17 protein-coding genes are annotated in these 19521 nt (G+C 74.4%); 9 read left to right on the top strand and 8 right to left on the bottom strand.

Annotated features, from left to right (window positions below; translation table 11 throughout):
* The first annotated feature begins 62 nt into the window (after window positions 1–62).
* Window positions 63–866, top strand: coding sequence for a class I SAM-dependent methyltransferase (locus CNX65_RS23760; RefSeq protein ID WP_096495751.1), 804 nt, complete (start codon window positions 63–65; stop codon window positions 864–866).
* A 768-nt stretch (window positions 867–1634) separates the two neighbouring features.
* Here the strand turns inward: CNX65_RS23760 and CNX65_RS35675 are convergent.
* On the bottom strand, window positions 1635–2051 hold the full coding sequence (locus tag CNX65_RS35675) for a hypothetical protein (protein WP_157767815.1): 417 nt from the start codon (window positions 2049–2051) through the stop codon (window positions 1635–1637).
* A gap of 52 nt (window positions 2052–2103) precedes the next feature.
* Window positions 2104–2427 carry a TetR/AcrR family transcriptional regulator gene (locus tag CNX65_RS37975; protein WP_096495752.1) on the bottom strand — a complete coding sequence of 108 codons (324 nt, stop codon included), beginning with the start codon at window positions 2425–2427 and terminating at the stop codon, window positions 2104–2106.
* A gap of 174 nt (window positions 2428–2601) precedes the next feature.
* Between CNX65_RS37975 and CNX65_RS23775 the strand changes: the two genes are divergently transcribed.
* Both CNX65_RS23775 and CNX65_RS23780 read left to right on the top strand, forming a co-directional pair.
* Window positions 2602–6645 carry an AAA domain-containing protein gene (locus tag CNX65_RS23775; protein ID WP_157767817.1) on the top strand — a complete coding sequence of 1348 codons (4044 nt, stop codon included), beginning with the start codon at window positions 2602–2604 and terminating at the stop codon, window positions 6643–6645.
* Window positions 6642–7508 (top strand): hypothetical protein, encoded by an 867-nt coding sequence (locus CNX65_RS23780; protein WP_232519978.1) that lies wholly within the window; start codon window positions 6642–6644, stop codon window positions 7506–7508. Before CNX65_RS23775 ends, CNX65_RS23780 begins: the two co-directional genes overlap by 4 nt.
* Before the next feature lie 50 nt (window positions 7509–7558).
* Here the strand turns inward: CNX65_RS23780 and CNX65_RS23785 are convergent, their stop codons facing one another.
* Both CNX65_RS23785 and CNX65_RS23790 read right to left on the bottom strand, forming a co-directional pair.
* The gene (locus CNX65_RS23785) at window positions 7559–8128 is read right to left on the bottom strand and encodes a TetR/AcrR family transcriptional regulator (RefSeq protein WP_096497962.1); all 570 of its coding nucleotides are present in this window, start codon (window positions 8126–8128) and stop codon (window positions 7559–7561) included.
* Between the two features lie 37 nt (window positions 8129–8165).
* Window positions 8166–9716: an amidase gene (locus CNX65_RS23790; RefSeq protein WP_096497963.1), complete on the bottom strand. Its 1551-nt coding sequence runs from the start codon at window positions 9714–9716 to the stop codon at window positions 8166–8168.
* Between the two features lie 109 nt (window positions 9717–9825).
* Here CNX65_RS23790 and CNX65_RS23795 point away from each other — a divergent pair, with 109 nt between their 5' ends.
* Entirely contained in the window at window positions 9826–10710 is an 885-nt protein-coding gene (locus tag CNX65_RS23795) for an MBL fold metallo-hydrolase (RefSeq protein ID WP_096495755.1), read from the top strand.
* Between the two features lie 207 nt (window positions 10711–10917).
* Window positions 10918–12399 (top strand): methyl-accepting chemotaxis protein, encoded by a 1482-nt coding sequence (locus CNX65_RS23800; RefSeq protein ID WP_096495756.1) that lies wholly within the window; start codon window positions 10918–10920, stop codon window positions 12397–12399.
* A gap of 66 nt (window positions 12400–12465) precedes the next feature.
* On the opposite strand, the gene CNX65_RS23805 is transcribed toward CNX65_RS23800, so the two are convergent.
* On the bottom strand, window positions 12466–13416 hold the full coding sequence (locus CNX65_RS23805) for a DNA topoisomerase IB (protein ID WP_096495757.1): 951 nt from the start codon (window positions 13414–13416) through the stop codon (window positions 12466–12468).
* 95 nt (window positions 13417–13511) lie between these two features.
* Complete coding sequence (locus CNX65_RS23810; RefSeq protein ID WP_096495758.1) at window positions 13512–14384, bottom strand: LysR family transcriptional regulator; 873 nt, start codon at window positions 14382–14384, stop codon at window positions 13512–13514.
* A 123-nt stretch (window positions 14385–14507) separates the two neighbouring features.
* Here CNX65_RS23810 and CNX65_RS23815 point away from each other — a divergent pair, with 123 nt between their 5' ends.
* Both CNX65_RS23815 and CNX65_RS23820 read left to right on the top strand, forming a co-directional pair.
* On the top strand, window positions 14508–15233 hold the full coding sequence (locus tag CNX65_RS23815) for an SDR family oxidoreductase (protein WP_096495759.1): 726 nt from the start codon (window positions 14508–14510) through the stop codon (window positions 15231–15233).
* A complete protein-coding gene (locus CNX65_RS23820) occupies window positions 15233–16069 on the top strand; it encodes an amidohydrolase family protein (protein ID WP_232520191.1) in 837 nt (278 codons plus the stop codon). The genes CNX65_RS23815 and CNX65_RS23820 overlap by 1 nt, the downstream gene beginning before the upstream one ends.
* Before the next feature lie 23 nt (window positions 16070–16092).
* On the opposite strand, the gene CNX65_RS35680 is transcribed toward CNX65_RS23820, so the two are convergent.
* Entirely contained in the window at window positions 16093–16221 is a 129-nt protein-coding gene (locus CNX65_RS35680) for a DUF4241 domain-containing protein (RefSeq protein ID WP_157767818.1), read from the bottom strand.
* A 311-nt stretch (window positions 16222–16532) separates the two neighbouring features.
* Window positions 16533–17096 (bottom strand): TetR family transcriptional regulator, encoded by a 564-nt coding sequence (locus CNX65_RS23825; RefSeq protein WP_096495761.1) that lies wholly within the window; start codon window positions 17094–17096, stop codon window positions 16533–16535.
* A gap of 78 nt (window positions 17097–17174) precedes the next feature.
* Here CNX65_RS23825 and CNX65_RS23830 point away from each other — a divergent pair, with 78 nt between their 5' ends.
* Both CNX65_RS23830 and CNX65_RS23835 read left to right on the top strand, forming a co-directional pair.
* Window positions 17175–18068, top strand: a complete 894-nt coding sequence (locus tag CNX65_RS23830; RefSeq protein WP_096495762.1) for an SDR family oxidoreductase — start codon at window positions 17175–17177, stop codon at window positions 18066–18068.
* A gap of 65 nt (window positions 18069–18133) precedes the next feature.
* On the top strand, window positions 18134–19405 hold the full coding sequence (locus tag CNX65_RS23835) for a YeeE/YedE family protein (protein ID WP_096495763.1): 1272 nt from the start codon (window positions 18134–18136) through the stop codon (window positions 19403–19405).
* Window positions 19406–19521 lie beyond the last annotated feature (116 nt).

The raw sequence follows: 19521 nt of genomic DNA on the forward strand, positions 1-19521 counted from the left end.
TGGCCGGGTCGGCGCGCCGGCCGGACACTCGGGGACGCCGGGCCGGTCGGGAGGGGTGGCGCATGGGGTTGCGGGAGGTCTTCGACGCGACGCGGGACGAGTTCACCGCGCTGGCGCCGGTGGTGTGGGACCGGCTCGGCCGGGCGGTGGTGGACCTGGGCGAGCCCGCGCCCGGCGAGCACGTGCTCGACGCGTGCTGCGGGATCGGGTCCTCGGCGGTGCCCGCGGCGCGCGCGGTGGGGCCGGGCGGGTCGGTGGACGCGGTCGACCTCTCCCCCGAGCTGCTCGGCGTCGGGCGGCGGCGCGCGGCCGGGCTGGGGAACGTCCGGTTCGCGCAGGCGGACGTGACCGCGTGGCCGGGGCGCGACGGCGGGTACGACCTGGTGCAGTGCGCGTTCGGGGTGTTCTTCCTGCCGGACATGGACGACGCGGCGCGCGGGCTGGTCCGGCTGCTGCGGCCGGGCGGGCGGTTCGTGGTGGCGGTGTGGCGCTCCGGCGCGCTGGAGGAGTTCGGGGCGGCCTACCGGGACGTGGTGGCGCGGGTCGCGGACGGGCCCGGCGCGCGGGGGCAGGCGCCGCAGCGGTCGGAGGCGGGGCGGATCAACACCGAGGACTCGCTCGGGACCTGGCTGTGGTCGGTCGGGTGCGCCGACGTGCGGGTCCGGACGCGCGAACTGCGCGAGCCGGTGAGCGACGAGCTGGCGTGGAACCTGGTGCTGGGCAGCGGTTTCCGCAGCTCGCTGGACGGCCTGGACGCGGCCGGGGTCGAGCGGGTCCGGGTGGGGCTGCTGGCGGAGCTGGCCGGGCGCGGGGTGAGGGAGGTCGACTTCTCCGCCGTGCTCGGGGTGGGGACGCGCGCCGACTGACCCGCGCCGCGGGCCTCATCCGGCCAGGTCCGACCGCTCCCCAGCGGCAGCACGTGCACGCGTTCCCCGGCGGCGCGGGGCGTCGAGCACCGCGCCGTTCACCGGGGGAACGCGGCGTCGACCGGGGCGAACCGGCGGGCCACCAGCCACCGGTGGCCGTGGAACGCGGCGCCTCCGCCGTGGCAGCCCCACTGCCTCTCGCCCTCCACGACCCGGTTCAGCCGCGGGTCGCCGAAGCTCGTCTACGGCCGGGACGGCGGTGACCAGGAACGGGCCCAGGTCGTGCTCGGACCAGGTGTCCGCGGTGCGCGGCGAGTCCGTGGTGACGCAGCTCGCGCCCGGCCAGCAAACCGTGGTGTTGTCCACGTCGTCACCGTGGTCGGGGCCGGGCACAGGACCGGGGAGCGTCCTGGGGCGCGCCGCCGAAATCGCACCTGGGAGGGGCTGGACGGGATCACCACCGGGCGGCTCGCCGAGGAGCTGGTGGCGGATAGGTCCGGGGCGCACAAGCACTTCGACACCGAGGAGGCGCCCCAGATCTCCACCCTGGACAAGGCGTTCCCGGACTTCTCGCACCGGATGGTCGAGCCCGCGCTGCGCGCCAACTCAGTGGGGCACCCGGCGGAACCGCTGCTGCCGGGCGGGCGCCTGGCGACGGCGGCGCTGAGCGTGTCCGACGGGCGACCGGGCACGGTGCGCGGCGCGGTGGCCGAGGTGTGGTCGCGCAGGCGGGGGCGGCTGAGGACTGGGCTGCGTCGATCTGGGCGGTCATCGGGCTTCTCCTGCAGACGCGGTGGTCGGCGCGGAGACGAGATCCCCGAGCCAGTCGCGCAACAGCGCGGCCTCGGAGGCCCGCAAGGTCCCGACGGGCAGGGCGTCGCGCAGCCGCGCGGCGGTGTCGGTCAGGCCGGGGCCGACCGGCGCGTCGGCGCAGGCGCGCACGGGCCCGAGCAGCGCGCCGGCCACGGCCTCGGGCACCACGACGACGGCCGGGTCGCCCAAGGGCGCGCCGGTGCGGATGAGGTGCAGCGCGACCCCGACGGCGGCGGCCTCGCGGGTGGAGGCGGCGACGTCGACGGGCAGCCGCAGCCGCCCGGTGTCGTGAAGGGCTTGGAGCATCGCGACGAGGTCGGCGCGCGCCCTGGCGGCGGCGTGCTCGGAGCTCGCGAGCGGGCGGCCGTACATGACGTTGCAGAGGGCTGGGTTGGCGGTGGCGAACCCGATGTGCCGGTCCCCCCTACCGGAAGTCGGTGACCACGTCACCGGTGGGCGGCAGCGCGCGCTTGTCGGCGAGGTACCGCTCGAACCCGTCGACGACGACGGCGAGCAACAACCCGCCCTTGTCCCCGAAGTGGTGGTACAGCGTGGACGGCTTGACCCCGGCGGCCTCGCACACCTCACGCGTGGACACGGCCTCGCGAGTGGAGGCGGCGAGGAGCGCGGCTGCAGCGTTCAGCAGGCGTGTTCGGGCGGAGAGCTCAGGGATGGACCCGACTAAACCGGTGTGCCCATTTCCGAATAAACCGCATTTCAGCGTTGACTCCAACACTCGGTGACGCACCGTTTTCGTTTCTCCACCTCAGTGAGAAAAGATTTCTCGAAAGTGTGAAAAATACCCCCGAATGGGGTGCTGACCTGCCAAGAAAACCTCAAGCAGACTCATTGGCTCGCCAGCGCTCTGCGAGCTCGGCACCCGTGCCGATCGCAGCGTTCGAAGGGGGAAGAGCAGGTGGCGATGGAAAACGACCACGCCCGGATCGCGCTCGTCCGGGCCAAGGCCGAGTCCTGGGCCGACGACCTGGTGGACTTCGGGCCGAACAACACACTCCTGCACTACCGCGACAGCAAGGCGTGGAGCCTCGACCTCGTGGGAGGCAGCCCTGAAGGCGTGGAACAGTTGCTGTCCGGGCGCAGGACCAGACTGGACTCGCTGGTGGACGGCGCGGCGCACGCGTCCGCCTGCCAGCGCGCACGCAACCTGCGGCGAAGGATGCTGACCTTCCAGGAGGAGCAGGGCATCGACCTGGGCAAGCTCGCCCACGGCCTGTTCCTGCTGGAACCGACGTCCACGAAGGGAACGGCCCCGGTCAAGCCCTTGCGGGCGCCCCTGGTCCTCCAGCCGCTCACGATCACGCCCCGCACCGCGGCGGAGACCGACTACGTCCTCCAACTGGTGGGCGCGCCCGAGGTCAACCCCGTGCTGCTGTACGCGCTCAACCGGCAGCACGGCGTCGACCTCGACGTCGAGCAGCTCACCGACCACCTGAACGACGTGCTCGCGGAGAACGAGGACCGTCGGGCGCACGCCGGACTCGTGCACGATGCGCTGAGCTCCCTGGTGACCAGGCACGGGCGCGCCGCCGAGTTCGAGGACCGGCTGTTCGCGAGCACGTTCAGCTTCGACAAGCTGCCCGTGGTGCGGGAGCTCAAGGAGTGCGCGGAGCTGCTCGCGGCCCACGACGTCATCGCCGCGGCGGCGGGGCACGAGCCCGCGAAGCGCCTGCTCCGCGACACGGCGGGCGGTCACCACCCGGTCGGGCCGGACGCGGTCGCCGTCCGGGACGAGTTCCTGGTGCTGGACGCGGACTCGTCCCAGCAGCACGCGGTCAACGCGGTGCTGGGCGGGCAGCACGTCGTGGTCCAGGGTCCTCCGGGGACCGGCAAGAGCCAGACGATCGCGAACATCGTCGCGGCGGCCTCGGCCAAGGGGTGGCGCGTCCTGTTCGTCGCGGAGAAGCGGGCCGCGATCGAGGCGGTCACCAGCCGCCTGGAGCAGGTCGACCTCGGGCACCTGGTGTTCGACCTGCACCAGCAGCGGCTGGACAAGCGGCAGATCGCCCAGCAGGTCTCCGAGTCGCTGGAGCGGGCGAGCAAGGAACCACCCGTGGACGACGAGGGCCTGCACAGGCGGTTGAGCGGGCAGCGCGACGACCTGCTCGAGCACGACAAGGCGCTGCACGAGCCGGTCGAGCCGTGGGGCGTCACGGCGTTCTCGCTCTACGAGCGGTTGCTGGCGCTGGGCCCGGAGAACGACAACCCGGTGCGCTTCCACAGGGCGGTGCTGCGGGCGCTGAGCGGTGAGGTGCTGGGGCAGGCCGAGGAAGCCCTGGTGCGCTTCGTGAACTCAGACGGCCTGCGCTTCCGCCGAGGCGATTCGGCCTGGTCGCACTCCCTGATCCGCACGGACGAGGAGATGGAGGACATGGTGGTGCAGCTGGACCAGCTGCACGCGAAGACCTGGCCGAAGGCGCAGGACCGGATGCACCGCCTCATCGGTCAGGTCGGTTTCCGCCGTCCCTCGGACCTGCCGGGTTGGGAGCAGGTCCTGCACCTGCTGCGCGAGGTCGGGAAGACGCTGGCGGTGTTCACCGAGGAGGTGTTCGGCGACGCGCTGGAGGACCACTGCTTCGCCACCGGTGACCGGAGGTGGCGCGCCGCCCACCCCCGACCGCTGAACTGGTGGCAGCGGCACCAGGTGCGCAAGGAGGCCCGTGCCCTGCGCAAGGCGGGCAGGTGCGATCGGCGCACCCTGCACGCGGGACTGCGCACCGCGCTGGCGCAGCGCGAGCACTGGCGGGAGCTGGCGACCGACGGGGGCGCGCCGCAGGAGATCGTCGGCCTGGCCGAGGCGGTCGCGGAGATCGCCAAGGCCCGTGACCAGCTGGCGGCGGTGGCGATGGGCGCCCGGCTGAGCGAACCGGCGGAGTGGTCCGAGCAGGAGGTGACCCAGCAGGTCGAACGGCTGCGCGCGGACCGGGGAACCCTCTTCCAGGTGCCGATGCTGAACGAGCTGACCGCGCGGCTGGTCGGGCTGGGGCTGGAGCAGCTCCTCGACGCCCTGGTCGAGCGCGACGCCGACGCCAAGCTGGCGCGCGGGGCGCTGCACTTCTCCTGGCTCAGCTCGCTGCTGGACGAGTACCGGATACGCGTCCCGCACCTGGGCCGGTTCGCCGGTCGGCACCACTCCCACCTGGTCTCCGAGTTCCAGGAGGGGGACGCATCGCACTTCCGGCTCAACGCGCGGCGCGTGCGCAGGCAGGTGGCCGAACGGCTGCGCGCTGCCCGTGACGCGCACCCCGACCAGAACGAGGTGGTCCGGGCCGAGGCGAAGCGCAAGCGCGGCCACATGCCGTTGCGCAAGCTGGTCGCCAAGGCTCCGGACGTCCTGCTGGCGGCACGGCCGTGCTGGGCGATGTCGCCGATCGTGGTGAGCAGGCTGCTGCCAGCGGAGCGGCTGTTCGACCTGGTCGTGTTCGACGAGGCGAGTCAGGTGGAGCCGCAGGACTCGATGACCGCGATCATGCGCGGCAGGCAGCTCGTGGTCGCCGGGGACGAGCGGCAGCTGCCGCCGAGCGCGTGGTTCCGCGCCAACCTCAACGGCGGCGACTCGGACGAGGACGAGGAAGAGGAAGGGACGGGCACCCCGCACCTGGGCGACTTCGAGTCCATCCTCTCCTGCCTGAGCACCTTCATCCCGGACAACCGGATGCTGGAGTGGCACTACCGGAGCCAGGACGAGCGGCTGATCGCCTTCTCCAACGACGCCTTCTACGGGGGCAAGCTGATCACGTTCCCCGGTTGCCGCCAGGAGAGCCCGCTGGCGCTGCACCAGGTGGACGGCCGGGTGGAGCCGGGAAAGGAGGGATCGGCCGCCGCCGAGTCGGCGAAGGTCCTCGAACTGGTCCTCGCGCACGTCCGCACCGCTCCCGAGGACACGCTCGGGGTCATCACGCTCGGCAACCCGCACGCCAAGCGGATCGAGCACGTGCTCCGGCGTGCCGCGGCCGAGCACGAGGACCTGGCGGGGTTCACCGAGCGGATGCAGAGCGCCGGGCGCCGGTTGTTCGTCAAGAGCATCGAGCAGGTGCAGGGTGACGAGCGGGACGCGATCGTGCTCAGCCTCGGCGCCGCGAAGGCGGCCAGCGGCAGGCTGAACATGTCCGCGTTCGGCCCGATCAACCACCAGGGCGGGGAGCGCCGTCTCAACGTCGCGATCACGCGGGCGCGGAAGCGGGTCGACGTGGTCACCTCGTTCTCACCGCTGGACATGGAGCCGAAGAGCGTCGGCGCGGAGCAGCTGCGCCGGTACCTGGAGTTCGCGGGGAACGGGGGTTCGCTGGGGCTGGTCGGCGGCGGGCTCGAGACGCCGCTGAACGGGTTCGAGCAGAGCGTCCACGACGCCTTGGTCGGCGCGGGTGTTCCGGTGCGCCCCCAGTGGGGGTTCGCCGGGTACCGCATCGACTTCGCGCTCGCGCACCGGGACCAGCCGGGCCGGATGGTGCTGGCCGTCGAGGCGGACGGGGACAGGTACCACCGGCTCGGCAGCGCGCGGAACCGCGACCGGCTGCGCCAGGAGCACCTGGAGCGGCTCGGCTGGCGGTTCCACCGGGTGTGGGCGAGCGAGTGGTTCAGCGATCCCGCCGCGCAGACCGCGCTGATCGTGCGGAGCTGGGAGCAGGCCATGCTCGACGCGGAGCGCGACGTCCCCCACCAGCCGAGGGCCGCGGCGCGCGTGCCCGACCCGCGCCAGGCAGTGGAACGCGGTGAGCGGCCGGGGTTCCTGGCCGTGAAGCGCACGAAGATCGACGACTACCGGGACCGGGAGCTGGTCGAGCTGTGCTCGTGGTTGCTGGCCGACCGGCTGCCGGTGGACCGCGACAGCCGCATCGGCGAGGCCGTCCGCGAACTCGGCTTCAGCAGGCGCACCAACCGGATGGCACAGCGCATCGGCGACGCCTTGGCGCGCGCCGAGCAGCGCTCCGACAGTCAGGGGGCATGATGTTTCCGCTGGATCCCAAGAGCGTGGAGCGGATCTGCAGGATCGCGGTCGACCAGGACGGCCCGTACCAGCGCACGGGGCGCGAGGTCGAGGCGCTGCTGCGCGACGCGGGGTGGGTGGACCCGCCCGAGTACGACGGCTCGTCCAAGGTGCCGTGGCTGGTCGACGCGCTGACCGGGCGGTCGGGTGAGCGGGCGGACGTCGAGCGGTTCCTGTGCAGGCTGTGCGATCCGATCGAGTACGAGGACGGCGAGGTCGCGGCCTCCGAGGTGCGGCGCGCGGTCAACGAGGTGCTCGAGCGGGAGGGGCTGGAGGTCTGCGTCGCGGGTGGCAGGCCGGTGGTCGGCGAGCTGGGGAAGAACGGAGCGGTGAAGGTCGTGCTGCGCGTGGCGGACGTGGAGCAGCGGTTGGGCAGGCTGATCAGCGAGGAACGGTTGGTCCGACTGCTGGTGTCGAGGGTGCGGGAGAGCCAGCTCGCCGAGGCGAACGGCTCGTACCTGCTGGCCCTCTTCGGGATCGGGAGCTTCGTCGAGGGGGTGCTCTACTCGGTGCTGATCGACCGGTACCCCGAGCTGGCCCGATCGGGCTTCCCCAACGACAGGGGAAAGCGGGTGGAGGCGTCCTTCGCGGGTCTGGCCCTGCTCCTGGACACGGCGCACAGCCGAGGGCTCATCCAGCTCGACGCCAAGGACTTCATGCGCCCGGTGCGGGAGTTCCGCAACTACATCCACCCGCGCAAGCAGTTCGAGTCGGACTTCACCCCGGACGCCGACACCGTCGGCATGTGCTGGTCGCCGGTTGCGGCGCTGCTGAACGACCTGGACCGGCTGGCCGCGCGACCGGGAGCCGAGGTGGCCGTCTGATCGACCGCCGCCGGTTCGCGCCCCCTCGGCACGGTGCGGCGGCGGTCAGGTCACCGCCTGGTCGGGCCGCCCAGCAGCTCCGCCACCAACCGCCGGGCGTACGCCGCGTCCAGCCCCGTCGGGCGGAACAGGATGCGGTAGACCAGCGGGGAGACCAGGTGGTCCATCGCGGCCTCCAGCGGAGGGGGCCGCTCGGACCTGGCGCGCGCCCGGTCCAGGATCAGGGTCACCTGGTCGGCCGCGTAGTCGGAGCAGCGGGTGGCGTTCGCGCCGTCCTCGTCGCCGAGGAGGGCGTCGCGCAGGTACGCGCGGCCCGGCGGGGAGGACAGCTCCTCCAGGAACTGCTCCGCCCACGCCTCCAGGTCGGCGCGCAGCCCGCCGCGGTCCTCGGGGGCCTCGTCCGGGCGCAGGCGCTCCACGGCCACGTCCGACAGCAGCTCCCGCAGGTCGCCCCACCTGCGGTACACGGTCGACGGGGTCACGGCCGCGCGCTGCGCCACCATCGGCACGGTCAGCGCCTCCCGGCCGACCTCCTCCAGGAGTTCGCGCACCGCCCCGTGCACCGCCTCCTGGACCCGTGCGCTGCGCCCACCGGGACGCACCATCTGCTTGCGAGCCACGGTCGCCACCTTAAAACGCGCGTCCCGCCCCGACCGATCACACCCGCCGCTCGCAGGCCGCCGCCCAGCGCAGCAGGTGGTGGTCGGCGCCCGGCGCGGCGAGCAGCTGCAGGCCGATCGGGAGGCCGTCCCGGTCGACGCCGACGGGGACGGTCACCGCCGGGCCGCCGGTGATGTTCGCGGGGGCGCACAGGCGCACGTACGCGTCGGCCACGGTCTCGGCCGCGCCGTCCGGCCACCGCACCTCGCCCGACCCGACCGGGACGGCCGTCGTGGGGGTGGTCGGGGCGGCCAGGACGTCGATCCCGGTCCACAGCTGCGCCCACGCGCGGCGCACGAGGGTGGTGGCGCGGCGGGCGCGCAGGTAGTCGCCCGCGCCGACCAGCTCACCGGCCTCCAGGAGCACCCGGACGTCCTCCCCGTACCGCTCGGGGCTCTCGCGCAGGGCCCGCTCGTGGTACGCGGTCGCCTCCGGCACCATCAGGCCCCAGTGGACGGCGTGGACGTAGTCCGCCATCGGGATGGCGACGTCCACCAGGCGCGCGCCGCGCGACTCCAGGGAGGCGATCGCCGCCCGGACCGCGGCCTCCACGTCCGCGGTCACCCGGTCGAAGTAGTGGTTGCCCGGCACGCCCACGCGCAGTCCCGCCAGGTCCGCGGGGCCATTGTTTTTGGCGGGCCGCTGCCCGGTCAGCGCGGCCAGGACCAGCGCGGCGTCCTGGGCGGTCCGGGTGATCGGGCCGACGTGGTCCAGGGTCCACGACAGGGAGGTCACGCCCCGGCGCGGCACCAGGTCGTAGGTGGGCTTCAGGCCGACGACGCCGTTCAGCGCGGCGGGCACGCGGATCGAGCCGCCGGTGTCGGTGCCCAGGGCGAACGTCGCCGCGCCCGCCGCGACGGCCACCGCCGAGCCGCCGCTGGACCCGCCCGCGACGCGGTCCCGCCGCCGGGCGTTGGCGGTCTGCGGGGTGATCAGGCCGTAGGCGAACTCGTGGGTGTGCGCCTTGCCGACCAGGACCGCGCCCGCCCCGGCCAGCCGCTCGGCCACGGCGCTGTCGGCGCTCGCGCGGTGGCCGTCCCGGACGCGGGACCCGGCGCCGGTGGGCGTCCCGGCGACGTCGGCCAGGTCCTTGAGCGCGAACGGGACCCCGTGCAACGGCCCCCGGCGTCGACCTGCGGCGATGTCCCGCTCGGCGGCGCGGGCGGCGGCGCGGGCGCGGTCGGCGAGGACCTCGGCGTAGGCGTTCAGGTCGGCGACCCGCTCGATCCGGCGCAGGACGGCGTCGACCAGCTCGACCGGGGAGAGCCTGCGCGCGCCGATCTCGCGGGCGGCCTCGGCCAGGGTCAGCTCGTGCGGGTGGGTCGGGGTGGGCCGGGGCGCGCAGCCGACCGGCACGGGCTCGGGCGGCGGGACCGGCGCGGGGACGTCCACGGGCGTGTCGCCGAAGTCCAGTTCGCGCAACCGGGTGATGACGCCGTGGATGTGACCGGCCGTGACCGCGACGGTCGCGTGGCGCCCGGCGGGCAGCGGGAGCCCGGCGCGGGCGGCCAGGCGGGCGGTCTCGGACGGGGTCGACTCTGCGGGCACCACGGCCTCCCAAGGGGCAGTAAAAGCTATGGGTTTGCGTTAAGCGCACCGTAGGACCTACCGTGCCGTTAACGCAAACCCATAGCTTTTAAAGCCCCGGAGGCCGCCAGTGCACCCCAGCTCGTGGAACGTCGGCGACATCGCCGTCCACCGCGTGGACGAGATCCCCCTCCCCCCGGCCACCGGCGCGTGGCTGCTGCCCGACGCCACCCCGGACGTGGTCGCCGCGTCCGACTGGCTGCTCCCCCACCACGCCACCACGGCCGGGACCCTGCGCCTGGACAGCCACAGCTTCGCGTTCGAGGCGGGCGGGCTGCGGGTGCTCGTGGACACCGGGATCGGCAACGGCAAGCCGCGCGCCAACCCGGCCTGGCACGACCTGCGCACCGACTACCCCGACCGGCTCGCCGCCGCGGGCTTCCCGCCCGAGTCCGTCGACCTCGTCGTGCTCACCCACCTGCACACCGACCACGTCGGCTGGAACACCCGCCGCGTCGCCAGAAAGTGGGTCCCGACCTTCCCGAACGCCCGGCACGTCACCTCCCGCGTCGAGCGGGACTTCTGGGCGGACTCCCCGATGGACGGGGCGCGGGCGCAGGTGTTCCGCGACTCGGTGGCCCCGGTGGAGCGGGCGGGCCTGCTGGAGCCGGTGGACGTGCCCGAGGGCGGGCTGGAGGTCGCCCCCGGCGTGCGCCTGCTCCCGACGCCCGGCCACACCCCCGGCCACGTCGCGGTGGAACTGGCAGGCGGGCGGGCCCTGATCACCGGCGACTGCCTGCACCACCCGGTGCAGCTCGCCCGCCCGGACCTGACCGCCTGCGTGGACGTCGACCCCGCGCGGGCCAGGGCGACCCGACGGGCCCTGCTGGAGCGGCTGGCCGGGACCGGGACCCTGCTGCTGGGCACGCACTTCGCCCCGCCCACGGCGGGCCACGTGGTCCGGCACGGTTCCGCCTACCGCGTGGAGCACCCGTCCGCAGGACAGAAAAAGTAATCCGAACGAGGGTATTTCGCACCCCTCCCCCACCCCCCGACCTGATCAGGACGGCACCGGGAAAAGTGACCCGCGAGTAACCCTCTACCTGGCACAACGGGGGATCGGGGTCATCCACGCGAGTGAACGCCCTTTGGCTCAGATCCGTCCCGGAGCGGACGACAGCAGGGGCGAGAGTCGAGAGTACCGTTAACCTGAGGAAGTCTCATGTCGACACCCGAGACCAGCCGTCCCTCCCTGTCGGGAGCGGTCTGGACCCCGAGCATCCTCGCCGTCCTGTCCGGCGTCGTCGCCACCCTGCTGGCGATCAGCGGCGCCTCCACCGCGGTCGTGGTCGCCGTGCTGGTCGTCGGGGTGCTGCTCACGCTTGTCCTCGCCCGCAAGGGCGCGTCAACCGCCGAACACGCCGTGGACAACGCCGTCGCGGCCGACACCGCGCTGCGGCGCGGCGACCTGGCGGCCGTGGACGCCTCCGGCGCCCCGCTGTCCGAGGGCATCGCCGCCGTCGGCCAGCGCCTGTCGGGCCTCGGCCCGGCCGTCGACCTGCTGACCATCGCCGGCCAGGAGATGCACGCCAGCGGCAGCACCATCGCCGAGGGCGTCCAGGCGACCGCGAACCAGGTCAGCACCATCGTGCAGTCCGCCGAGGGCGTCTCCTCCCAGGTCGCGGGCATCGCCGCCGCGGGCGAGGAGATGCACGCCGCCATCCAGGAGATCTCGCGCAACGTCTCGGACGCCTCGCAGGTCGCCCGCACCGGCGTCGACGCGCTGGAGCAGACCTCCACCCGCATGGGCGCGCTGGAGACCTCGTCCGCCACCATCGGCGGCATCGTCAAGACGATCACCGCGATCGCCGAGCAGACCAACCTGCTCGCCCTGAACGCCACCATCGAGGCCGCGCGCGCCGGTGACGCCGGCAAGGGCTTCGCCGTCGTCGCGGGCGAGGTGAAGGACCTGGCGCGGGAGACCGCGAAGGCCACCGAGGAGATCGCGCAGACCGTCCAGCAGATCCAGGGCGACTCGGCCGCCGCGATCCAGTCGATCAACGAGATCAGCCAGATCATGGCGAGCATCGCCGACTACCAGAGCTCGATCGCGTCGGCGGTGGAGCAGCAGACCGCCACCACCAGCGAGATGAACTCGGCCACCAACGAGGTCTCGACCCAGGCCGAGCAGATCGCCCGCGCGATCAGCGTGGTCAACGAGCAGTCCGTCACGACCTCGACCGCCGCCGAGCGCAACCGCCTCGCCGTCGCCGAGATCACCCGCATCGCGGGCGAGCTGCGCGAGACCACGGGCGCGCTGACGCTGCCCGCGCTGGAGAGCGTCGCCCCCAGCTACTCGGTCACCTGGGACAAGCCCGCGAACTGCATGCACATCGACCTGGTCGGCGTGTGGGAGCAGAAGCTGGCGGACGCGTACGGCAAGGAGTTCGCGAGCAAGATCGCCGAGCACCGTCCGGGCTGGACCGTGATCTGCGACATGAGCCGCCTCGGCGCGACCATCCCCGGCGTGCAGGCGGTCATCGAGGGCACCATGACCGCGGCGGTCGGCTCCGGCATCCGCCACGCGGCGATCATCGTGGCCAGCCCGCTGGTCGCGATGCAGATGCAGCGCTCGTCGGACGCCACCGGCGCGCCGATCAGCTACGTGGCCAGCCACACCGAGGCCCGCAAGGCCGTGGCCTGATCCCCTGGCACGACGACGGCGCCGCCACCGGTTCCCGAACCGGTGGCGGCGCCGTCGTGTCCGGGGTCAGCGCAGCAGCCGCAGCACGGCGGCCTCCTCGGCCTCCCGCCCCTTCCCGCGCACCCGCAGCACCTTCCCCGCGCGGAACAGCTCCACGAGCCTGGGGTCCACGTAGGACTTGCGGGCGACGGCGGGCGTGTTCCCCAGGCGCACCGCGACCTCCCGCATCACCTCGGCCTCCACCCGCCGCCTGCCGCGCTCGGTGCCCGGATCACCGGCCGCCGCGAACGCGCGGGCCGCGACGACCGTGGCGTGCCAGGTCCGCAGGTCCTTCACCGAGAACTCCTCGCCCACCAGCTCCTTGAACCGCACGTTGACGTCGTCCGAGCGCACCTGCCCGCCGTCCTTGCGCACCAGCAGCCGATCCCGCCGCTTCCGGCCGCGCAGCAGCAGGCGCACCGTCCGCGCGACGGCGTCGTCCTCGACCGTCGCGGTGAACCGGACGCCGCTCTTGGCCGGGTACCGGAAGTCCACGGCGGACCCGCGCACGGTGACGTGCGAGCACAGCAGGGTCGCGACGCCGTGCGAGCCGTTGTCCTCCGCGTAGCTCTCCCCGCCGACCCGGAACGCGCCCCGCTCCAGCAGGGTGAGCGCGAGCGGCAGCGCCCGGTCCCGGCCGCGCAGGTCGCGGGCGATCCGCTCCCGGAACCCCGGCAGCAGCGGGGCCAGCGCGAGGACGCGCGCGTGCTTCTCCTCGTCGCGCTCGCGCCGCCACGCCTCGTGGTACAGGTACTGCCTGCGGCCCGCCTCGTCCACGCCCACGGCCTGGATGTGCCCGTTGTGGTGCGGGGAGATCCACACCTGCCGCCAGGCGGGCGGGATCACCAGCGCCTTGATCCGGGCCAGGTGCTCGGCGTCGGTCAGGCGGGCGCCGTCCTGGTCGGTGTACCCGAACCCGCCGCCCCGGCGACGTCGTCCGAAACCCGGCCCGCCGGGGGTGCTGCGGCGCAGTCTCACCGGCTGCTGTTACCCGCGCCGGGTCGGGGGAAACGCCGCGCGGGGCCGGTCTCGCCCGAACAGGTGATCAACGCCAGGGCGCCGTCCCCGGCGGGTCAGCCGACCAGGTGGGTGGCGGCCAGGCCGCGGAACTCCGCGACCAGCGGGCCGCGCTCCCCGGCGCGCGTGGCCAGCGCGACGCGGCTCGGCTCGACGCCCTCCAGGGGCACCGCGACCAGTCCCGGCCGGACCCGCCGCAGGTGCTCGCCGCCCGGCACGATCGCCACCGCCTGCCCGGACGCGACCAGCTCCGCCTTGTCCTCCACCGACTCCACCAGCGGCCCGTCCGGCGCGGGCCTGCCTCCCGGCCTGGGGTCGACCCGCCAGAACGCGTTCCAGCGCTCGTCCGGGACCCTCGGCATCGGCTCGTCGGCCACGTCGTCCAGGGTCACCGACCGCCGGTCCGCCAGCCGGTGGCCGGTCGGGACCAGCAGCGCCCTCGGCTCCTCCCGCAGCACCACGACCCGCAGGCCGTCGCCGTCCAGGGGCAGCCGGGTGACGACCGCGTCCACCCGCCGCTCCAGCAGCGAGGACCGCACCCGGTCCCACTCGACGTGCCGGGCGCGCACGTCCGCGCCGGGGTGCCGCCGCCGCAGCTCGGCGACCGCCGGGGTGACGATGAGGTTGACGCCGTAGCCGACGGTGATCCGGTCCCGGCCGACGGCGCGGGCGCCCGCGACCGCCTCGGCGGCCGAGTCGAGCAGCGCGAGCGCGCGCGGCAGGAACACCCGACCGGCCTCGGTGAGCGCGGTGCCGCGCGGCGAGCGGTCGAGCAGCCGGGCCCCGACCTGCCGCTCCAGCCTGCTGATCTGCCTGCTGAGCGCGGGCTGGGTGGTGTGCAGGGCGAGGGCCGCGCGACCGAGGTGCAGGTGCTCGGCGACGGTGGTGAAGCAGCGCACCAGGCGCAGGTCCAGGTCCGGGGCGGGCACGGCCAGAGCCTAGACCGGCGGTGATGCCGATCCGGGAACAGCCGGTGCGCGATCGGCATTGGACGCGCCCTGACCTGCGGGTTCAGGGTGGTGGCAGCCCTTTTCGAGGAAGGAGGACCCGCCTTGTCCCACCCCACTGCGCTGATCACCGGCGGCACCACCGGCATCGGCCGGGCGGTCGCCGGACTGCTGCACGAGCGCGGCCACCGCGTCGTGGTCACCGGCCGCGACCCGGTGACCCTCGAGGCGGCCCGCCGCGAGCTGCCCGGCGACGTCGTCGTCCTGCGCGCCGACGCCCGCTCGCTGCCCGACGCCGACCGGCTCGCCGAGGAGGTCCGCGAGCGCTTCGGCGCGCTCGACGTGCTGCTGCTGAACGCGGGCATCACCCGCTCGCTGCCGTTCGAGGAGGTCGACGGGACCGCGTACGCCGAGGTGTTCGACGTCAACACCAGGGGGCAGCTGCTCACGCTCGCCAGGCTCCTGCCGCTGCTCGCGGACGGCGCGTCGGTGGTGTTCACGGTCGGCGCGGGCGTGCGGTCGGGCATCCCCGGCGGGGCGCTCGCGGCGGCGAGCCGGGGCGCGCTGCTGAGCGCGGTCCCGTCGCTGGCGCTGGAGCTGGCGCCGCGCCGGATCAGGGTGAACGCGGTCAGCCCCGGACTGGTCGACACCCCGATCTGGGCCAAGGGCGGGCTGCCGCCCGAGGCGCTGGCCGAGTACGCGGGCCGGGTCCCGCTGGGTCGGCCCGGCACGCCGCGCGAGGTGGCCGAGGCGGTCGGCTACCTGGTGGGCGCGGGGTACGTGACCGGTCAGGAGCTGGTCGTGGCGGGCGGAAGCGGGTTGGGGGCGTGATGGAGGTCGTGGACGCGCACCTGCACCTGCCCTCGCCCCGGCTGGACTGGCCGCACGGCGAGGCGTCCCGGCGGGACCTTCAGGCCGAGCTGCTTCTGGCGCAGCTGGACGCGGCCGGGGTGGACGCGGCGGTGCTGGTCGCGGTGCCGGGCGCGGCCCCGGTGGACGAGTGCCTGGGGATCGCGGCGAGGCACCCGGACCGGGTGGCCGTGATCGCGCCGTGGGACGGGGACGAGGCGCCCGAGGGGGTGCTGGGCGTGCGGTTGGTGCTGTCCTGGCCGCCGGAGAACGCCGAGCGGCTGCGGTCGGGCGGGTACGACGGGCTGTTCGACGCGGCCGAGCGGCGGGGTGTCCCGGTGAGCGTGCTGGCGGGCGGGGTGCTGCCGGAGATCGCCGAGGTCGCGCGGGCGCGCCCGTCGCTGCGGCTGGTCGTGGACCACCTCGGCCTCGACCAGCCGCCGTACCTGCCCGCCGGTGACCCGCCGTGGGGCGGGCTGCCGGACCTGCTCGCCCTGGCGGGCTTGGAGAACGTGGCGGTGAAGCTGTCCGGCGCGCCGACGCTGTCGACCGAGCCCTACCCGTACCGGGACGTGTGGCCGCACCTGGACCGGGTGCTGTCGGCGTTCGGCGCGGACCGCTGCCTGTGGGGCAGCGACGCGCACCGGGTGTCCGGCAGGCTGCGCGGCTTCCCGCCGGTCCCGCCGTATCCGGGGCAGCACTCGCACGCGCAGGCGCTGCACCACCTGCTGGACCGGGCCGGGCTGAGCGAGGCCGAGCGGGCGGCGCTGTTCGGCGGCACGGCCCGGCGGGTGCTGGGGTGGCCCGCGCGGTCGTGACGGCGCGGTCGTGACGGCGGGGCCTACCCGCGCCTCGTCCGCTCGGGCAGGAACAGCGCGTCGAGCACCAGGCAGGCGACCGACCCGTCGGCGGCGCGACCGGTCCACGTCGGGTAGGCCCCGTCCCCGTTCGGCGCGGTGAACACCGCCATGCCACCGCCACGTGCTCGCGGCCCCCGCCCTCCGCGAGGGCCAGCAGCACGCGCACGGGGTGGTCGCCGGGCGGGAGGGCGGTCAGGAACGGCTTCCGGTCGCCGGGCCACGCGCCGGGGTCGGCCGCGACGACCCTGCCGCTGGGCAGCGCCAGCACCCCCGCCTCGCGCTCCTCGATCGTGTGCTCGTTCCCGCTCCTCGTGGGGAACCGGGCGCCGGGCACGACCGGGGTCCCGCTCTCCGGGGCGACCAGCGCCACCGCGCTTCCCCTGCGAGGAGGATAACCGCGACCCCCGACCGGAACGGTCCCCTAGCCGAGCACCTCGCGCAGCTGCGCCAGCACCTCCACCGCGATCACGTCCAGCCCCCGCTCCTCCCCCTCCGCGAGCCACAGCTCGAACGTCGTCTGGAACACCGCCGCCCCAGTCCTGGCCGCCAGCGCCGCCCGCGTCGCGTCGACGCCCCGCGCGCGCAGCTCGTCCGCCAGCACCCCGGCGAGCACGACCAGCTTGTGCTGCTCCCGCTCGCGCAGCGCCGGGCACCCCGAGATCACCTCGTGCCGCCTGCGGGACCACGGTCGCGCCTCGTCGGGGAAGAAGTCGGCGGACGAGCGCAGCGCCGAGGCGATCACCGCGATCGGCGGGGCGTCCGGCGGGGCCAGGGCGATCCCGGCCCGGAAGGTGTCGGTGAACTCGTCCTGCCGGTGGAACAGCACCTCGCGCTTGTCGCTGAAGTGGCGGAAGAAGGTCCGCTCGGTCAGCCCGACCGCCTGCGCGATCTCCTGCGCGGTGGTCTGCTCGAAGCCGCGCGTGGCGAACAGCTCCAGCGCCGCCTCCTGCAGCCGGTCGGGGGTTCCGGGTTTCCATCGCGCCATGCCCCGAGTCTAGTGATGACAGTGACTGACATAACCGCTACGCTCATGTCAGTCACTGTCATCACGAGGGAGCGGGACATGCGGGTATTCGTCACCGGGGCGTCGGGGTGGATCGGCTCCGCCGTCGTGGACGAGCTGATCGCGGACGGGCACGAGGTCGTCGGGCTGGCCAGGTCCGACGCGTCCGCCGCGAAGCTGGAGGCCAAGGGCGCGCTCGTGCGGCGGGGCGACCTGGACGACCTCCGCGGGCTGCGGGCCGGCGCGCTGGAGGCCGACGCCGTCGTCCACCTGGCCAACAAGCACGACTTCGGGAACCTGGCGGCCACCAACGCCGCCGAGCGCGCCGCCACCACGACCCTCGGCGCGGCGCTGGAGGGCACCGGCAAGCCGTTCCTGCTGGCCTCCGGGCTCGCCGGGGTCGCGCCGGGCAGGCTCGCCACCGAGCACGACCCGTCCACGTTCCACGGCCCGGACTCGGCGCGCGGCGGCAGCGAGAACCTGCTGCTGGAGCACGCCGCGCGGGGCGTGCACGCGGTCGCGGTGCGGTTCTCGCCGACCACGCACGGCGTCGGCGACCGGGGGTTCGTCCACGTGCTCGCCTCGGTGGCGCGCGCGAAGGGCGTGTCCGGCTACCCCGGCGACGGGTCGAACCGCTGGGCGGCGGCGCACGTGCGGGACGCGGCGCGGGCGGTCGCGCTCGGGCTGACCAAGGCCCCGGCCGGGTCGCGGCTGCACGCCGTGGCCGAGGAGGGGATCAGCACGCGGGTGATCGCCGAGGCGCTCGGGGCCGCGCTGGACCTGCCCGTCGCGCCGGTCGCCCCGCAGGACGTGGCGGGGCACTTCGGCTGGATCGGCGGGTTCTTCGCGCTGGACATGGCCGCGTCCAGCGCGCTCACCCGCGAGTCGCTCGGCTGGGAGCCGACCGGCCCGACCCTGCTCGCGGACATCGCGGCGGGCGCGTACACCGGGTGATCCACCGGCTTCCCAGCATGTGAACGGCACTACCGGTCGTTAGGACGGCGAATAGAATCCGACCGGTGTCCACGACCACTGAGACCCCCTCCGACCAGCGCAGGCTCCCGACCTTCCCGACCTCCTGCGCAGCGCCCGCGCCCCGGCCGGAGGAGCCGGTGCGGGTCGTCCCGCTCGCCGTCGCCTCGCTGATCGCGGTGGCGCTGACCGGCTACGCGTGGACCGCGCACGGCGCGAGGTCCGGCGTGCTGCTCCTGCTCGGCCTCGGGCTGGGCGTGGCCCTGTTCCACTCGCGGTTCGGGTTCACCTCGGCGTGGCGGCAGCTGGTCGCGGTCGGCAACGGCGCGGGCGTGCGGGCGCACTCGCTGCTGCTCGGCACGGCGGCCACGCTCGTCGCGCTGATCGTGTCGACCGGGTCCGGGTTGTTCGGGTCCGTGCCCAAGGCGAGCGCCGGACCGATCGGCCTGGCGCTGTTCGTGGGCGCCCTGCTGTTCGCGGTCGGGATGCAGCTGGGCGGCGCGTGCGCGTCCGGCACGCTGTTCGCGGTCGGCTCGGGCCAGTCCACGATCCTGCTGACCCTGTTCGGCTTCATCGTCGGCTCGGTGGTCTACACCGCCGCGTTCCCGGTGTTCGACGGCTGGCCCTCGGTGCCGGGCGTGCTGCTGTCGGACCACGTGGGCTGGTTCGGCTCGTGGGCGCTGACGATCGCGGCGCTGGGGCTGATCGTGCTGGCGACCTGGTTCGTGCAGAAGCGCCGCACCCCGCCGCCCGCGGACGTGGTCCCGACCGCGACCGGTCTGGCGCGGGTGCTGCGCGGCTCGTGGCCGCTCCTGGTCGGCGCGGTGGTGCTGGGCGTGCTGGCGGGCGCGGTGTTCCTGGTGTCGGGCGGGATCTGGGGCGTGACGTTCGCGTTCGCCCTGTGGGGCGCGAAGTTCCTGCAGCTGGTCGGGCTGCACCCGGAGACGTGGGAGTTCTGGCGGAGCGCGTCGAACGCGAAGGCGCTGGCCGGGTCGGTGTGGACGGACAAGACCACGCTGACCGACGTGGGCATCATGATCGGCGCGGCGATCGCGGCGGCCCTGGCCGGGGCGTGGAGGCTGCACACCTCGATCCCGTGGCGCACGGCGCTCGCGGCGGTGCTGGGCGGGGTCCTGATGGGCGTGGGCGCGCGACTGGCCGGTGGTTGCAACATCGGCGCGTACCTGGGCGGGATCTCCACGGGCAGCCTGCACGGGTGGCTGTGGGGCGCGTTCGCGCTGGGCGGCACGTGGATCGGGCTGCGGCTGCGACCGCTGTTCGGGCTGGGCGTGCCGAAGGCGTCGGACAGCGTGTGCTGAGGGGTTTTCGCTTGCGGAGGGCCGGTTCCCCGTCTCGGGGAACCGGCCCTCCGCGCGTCTTCCAGTCGTGACAGCGCCGCCCCGCCCCGTGGCAGCGCGCTGACAGCGCCCTGGCA

The sequence above is a fragment of the Actinosynnema pretiosum genome, assembly GCF_002354875.1.
In the GTDB taxonomy this organism is placed as follows: Bacteria; Actinomycetota; Actinomycetes; order Mycobacteriales; family Pseudonocardiaceae; genus Actinosynnema; species Actinosynnema auranticum.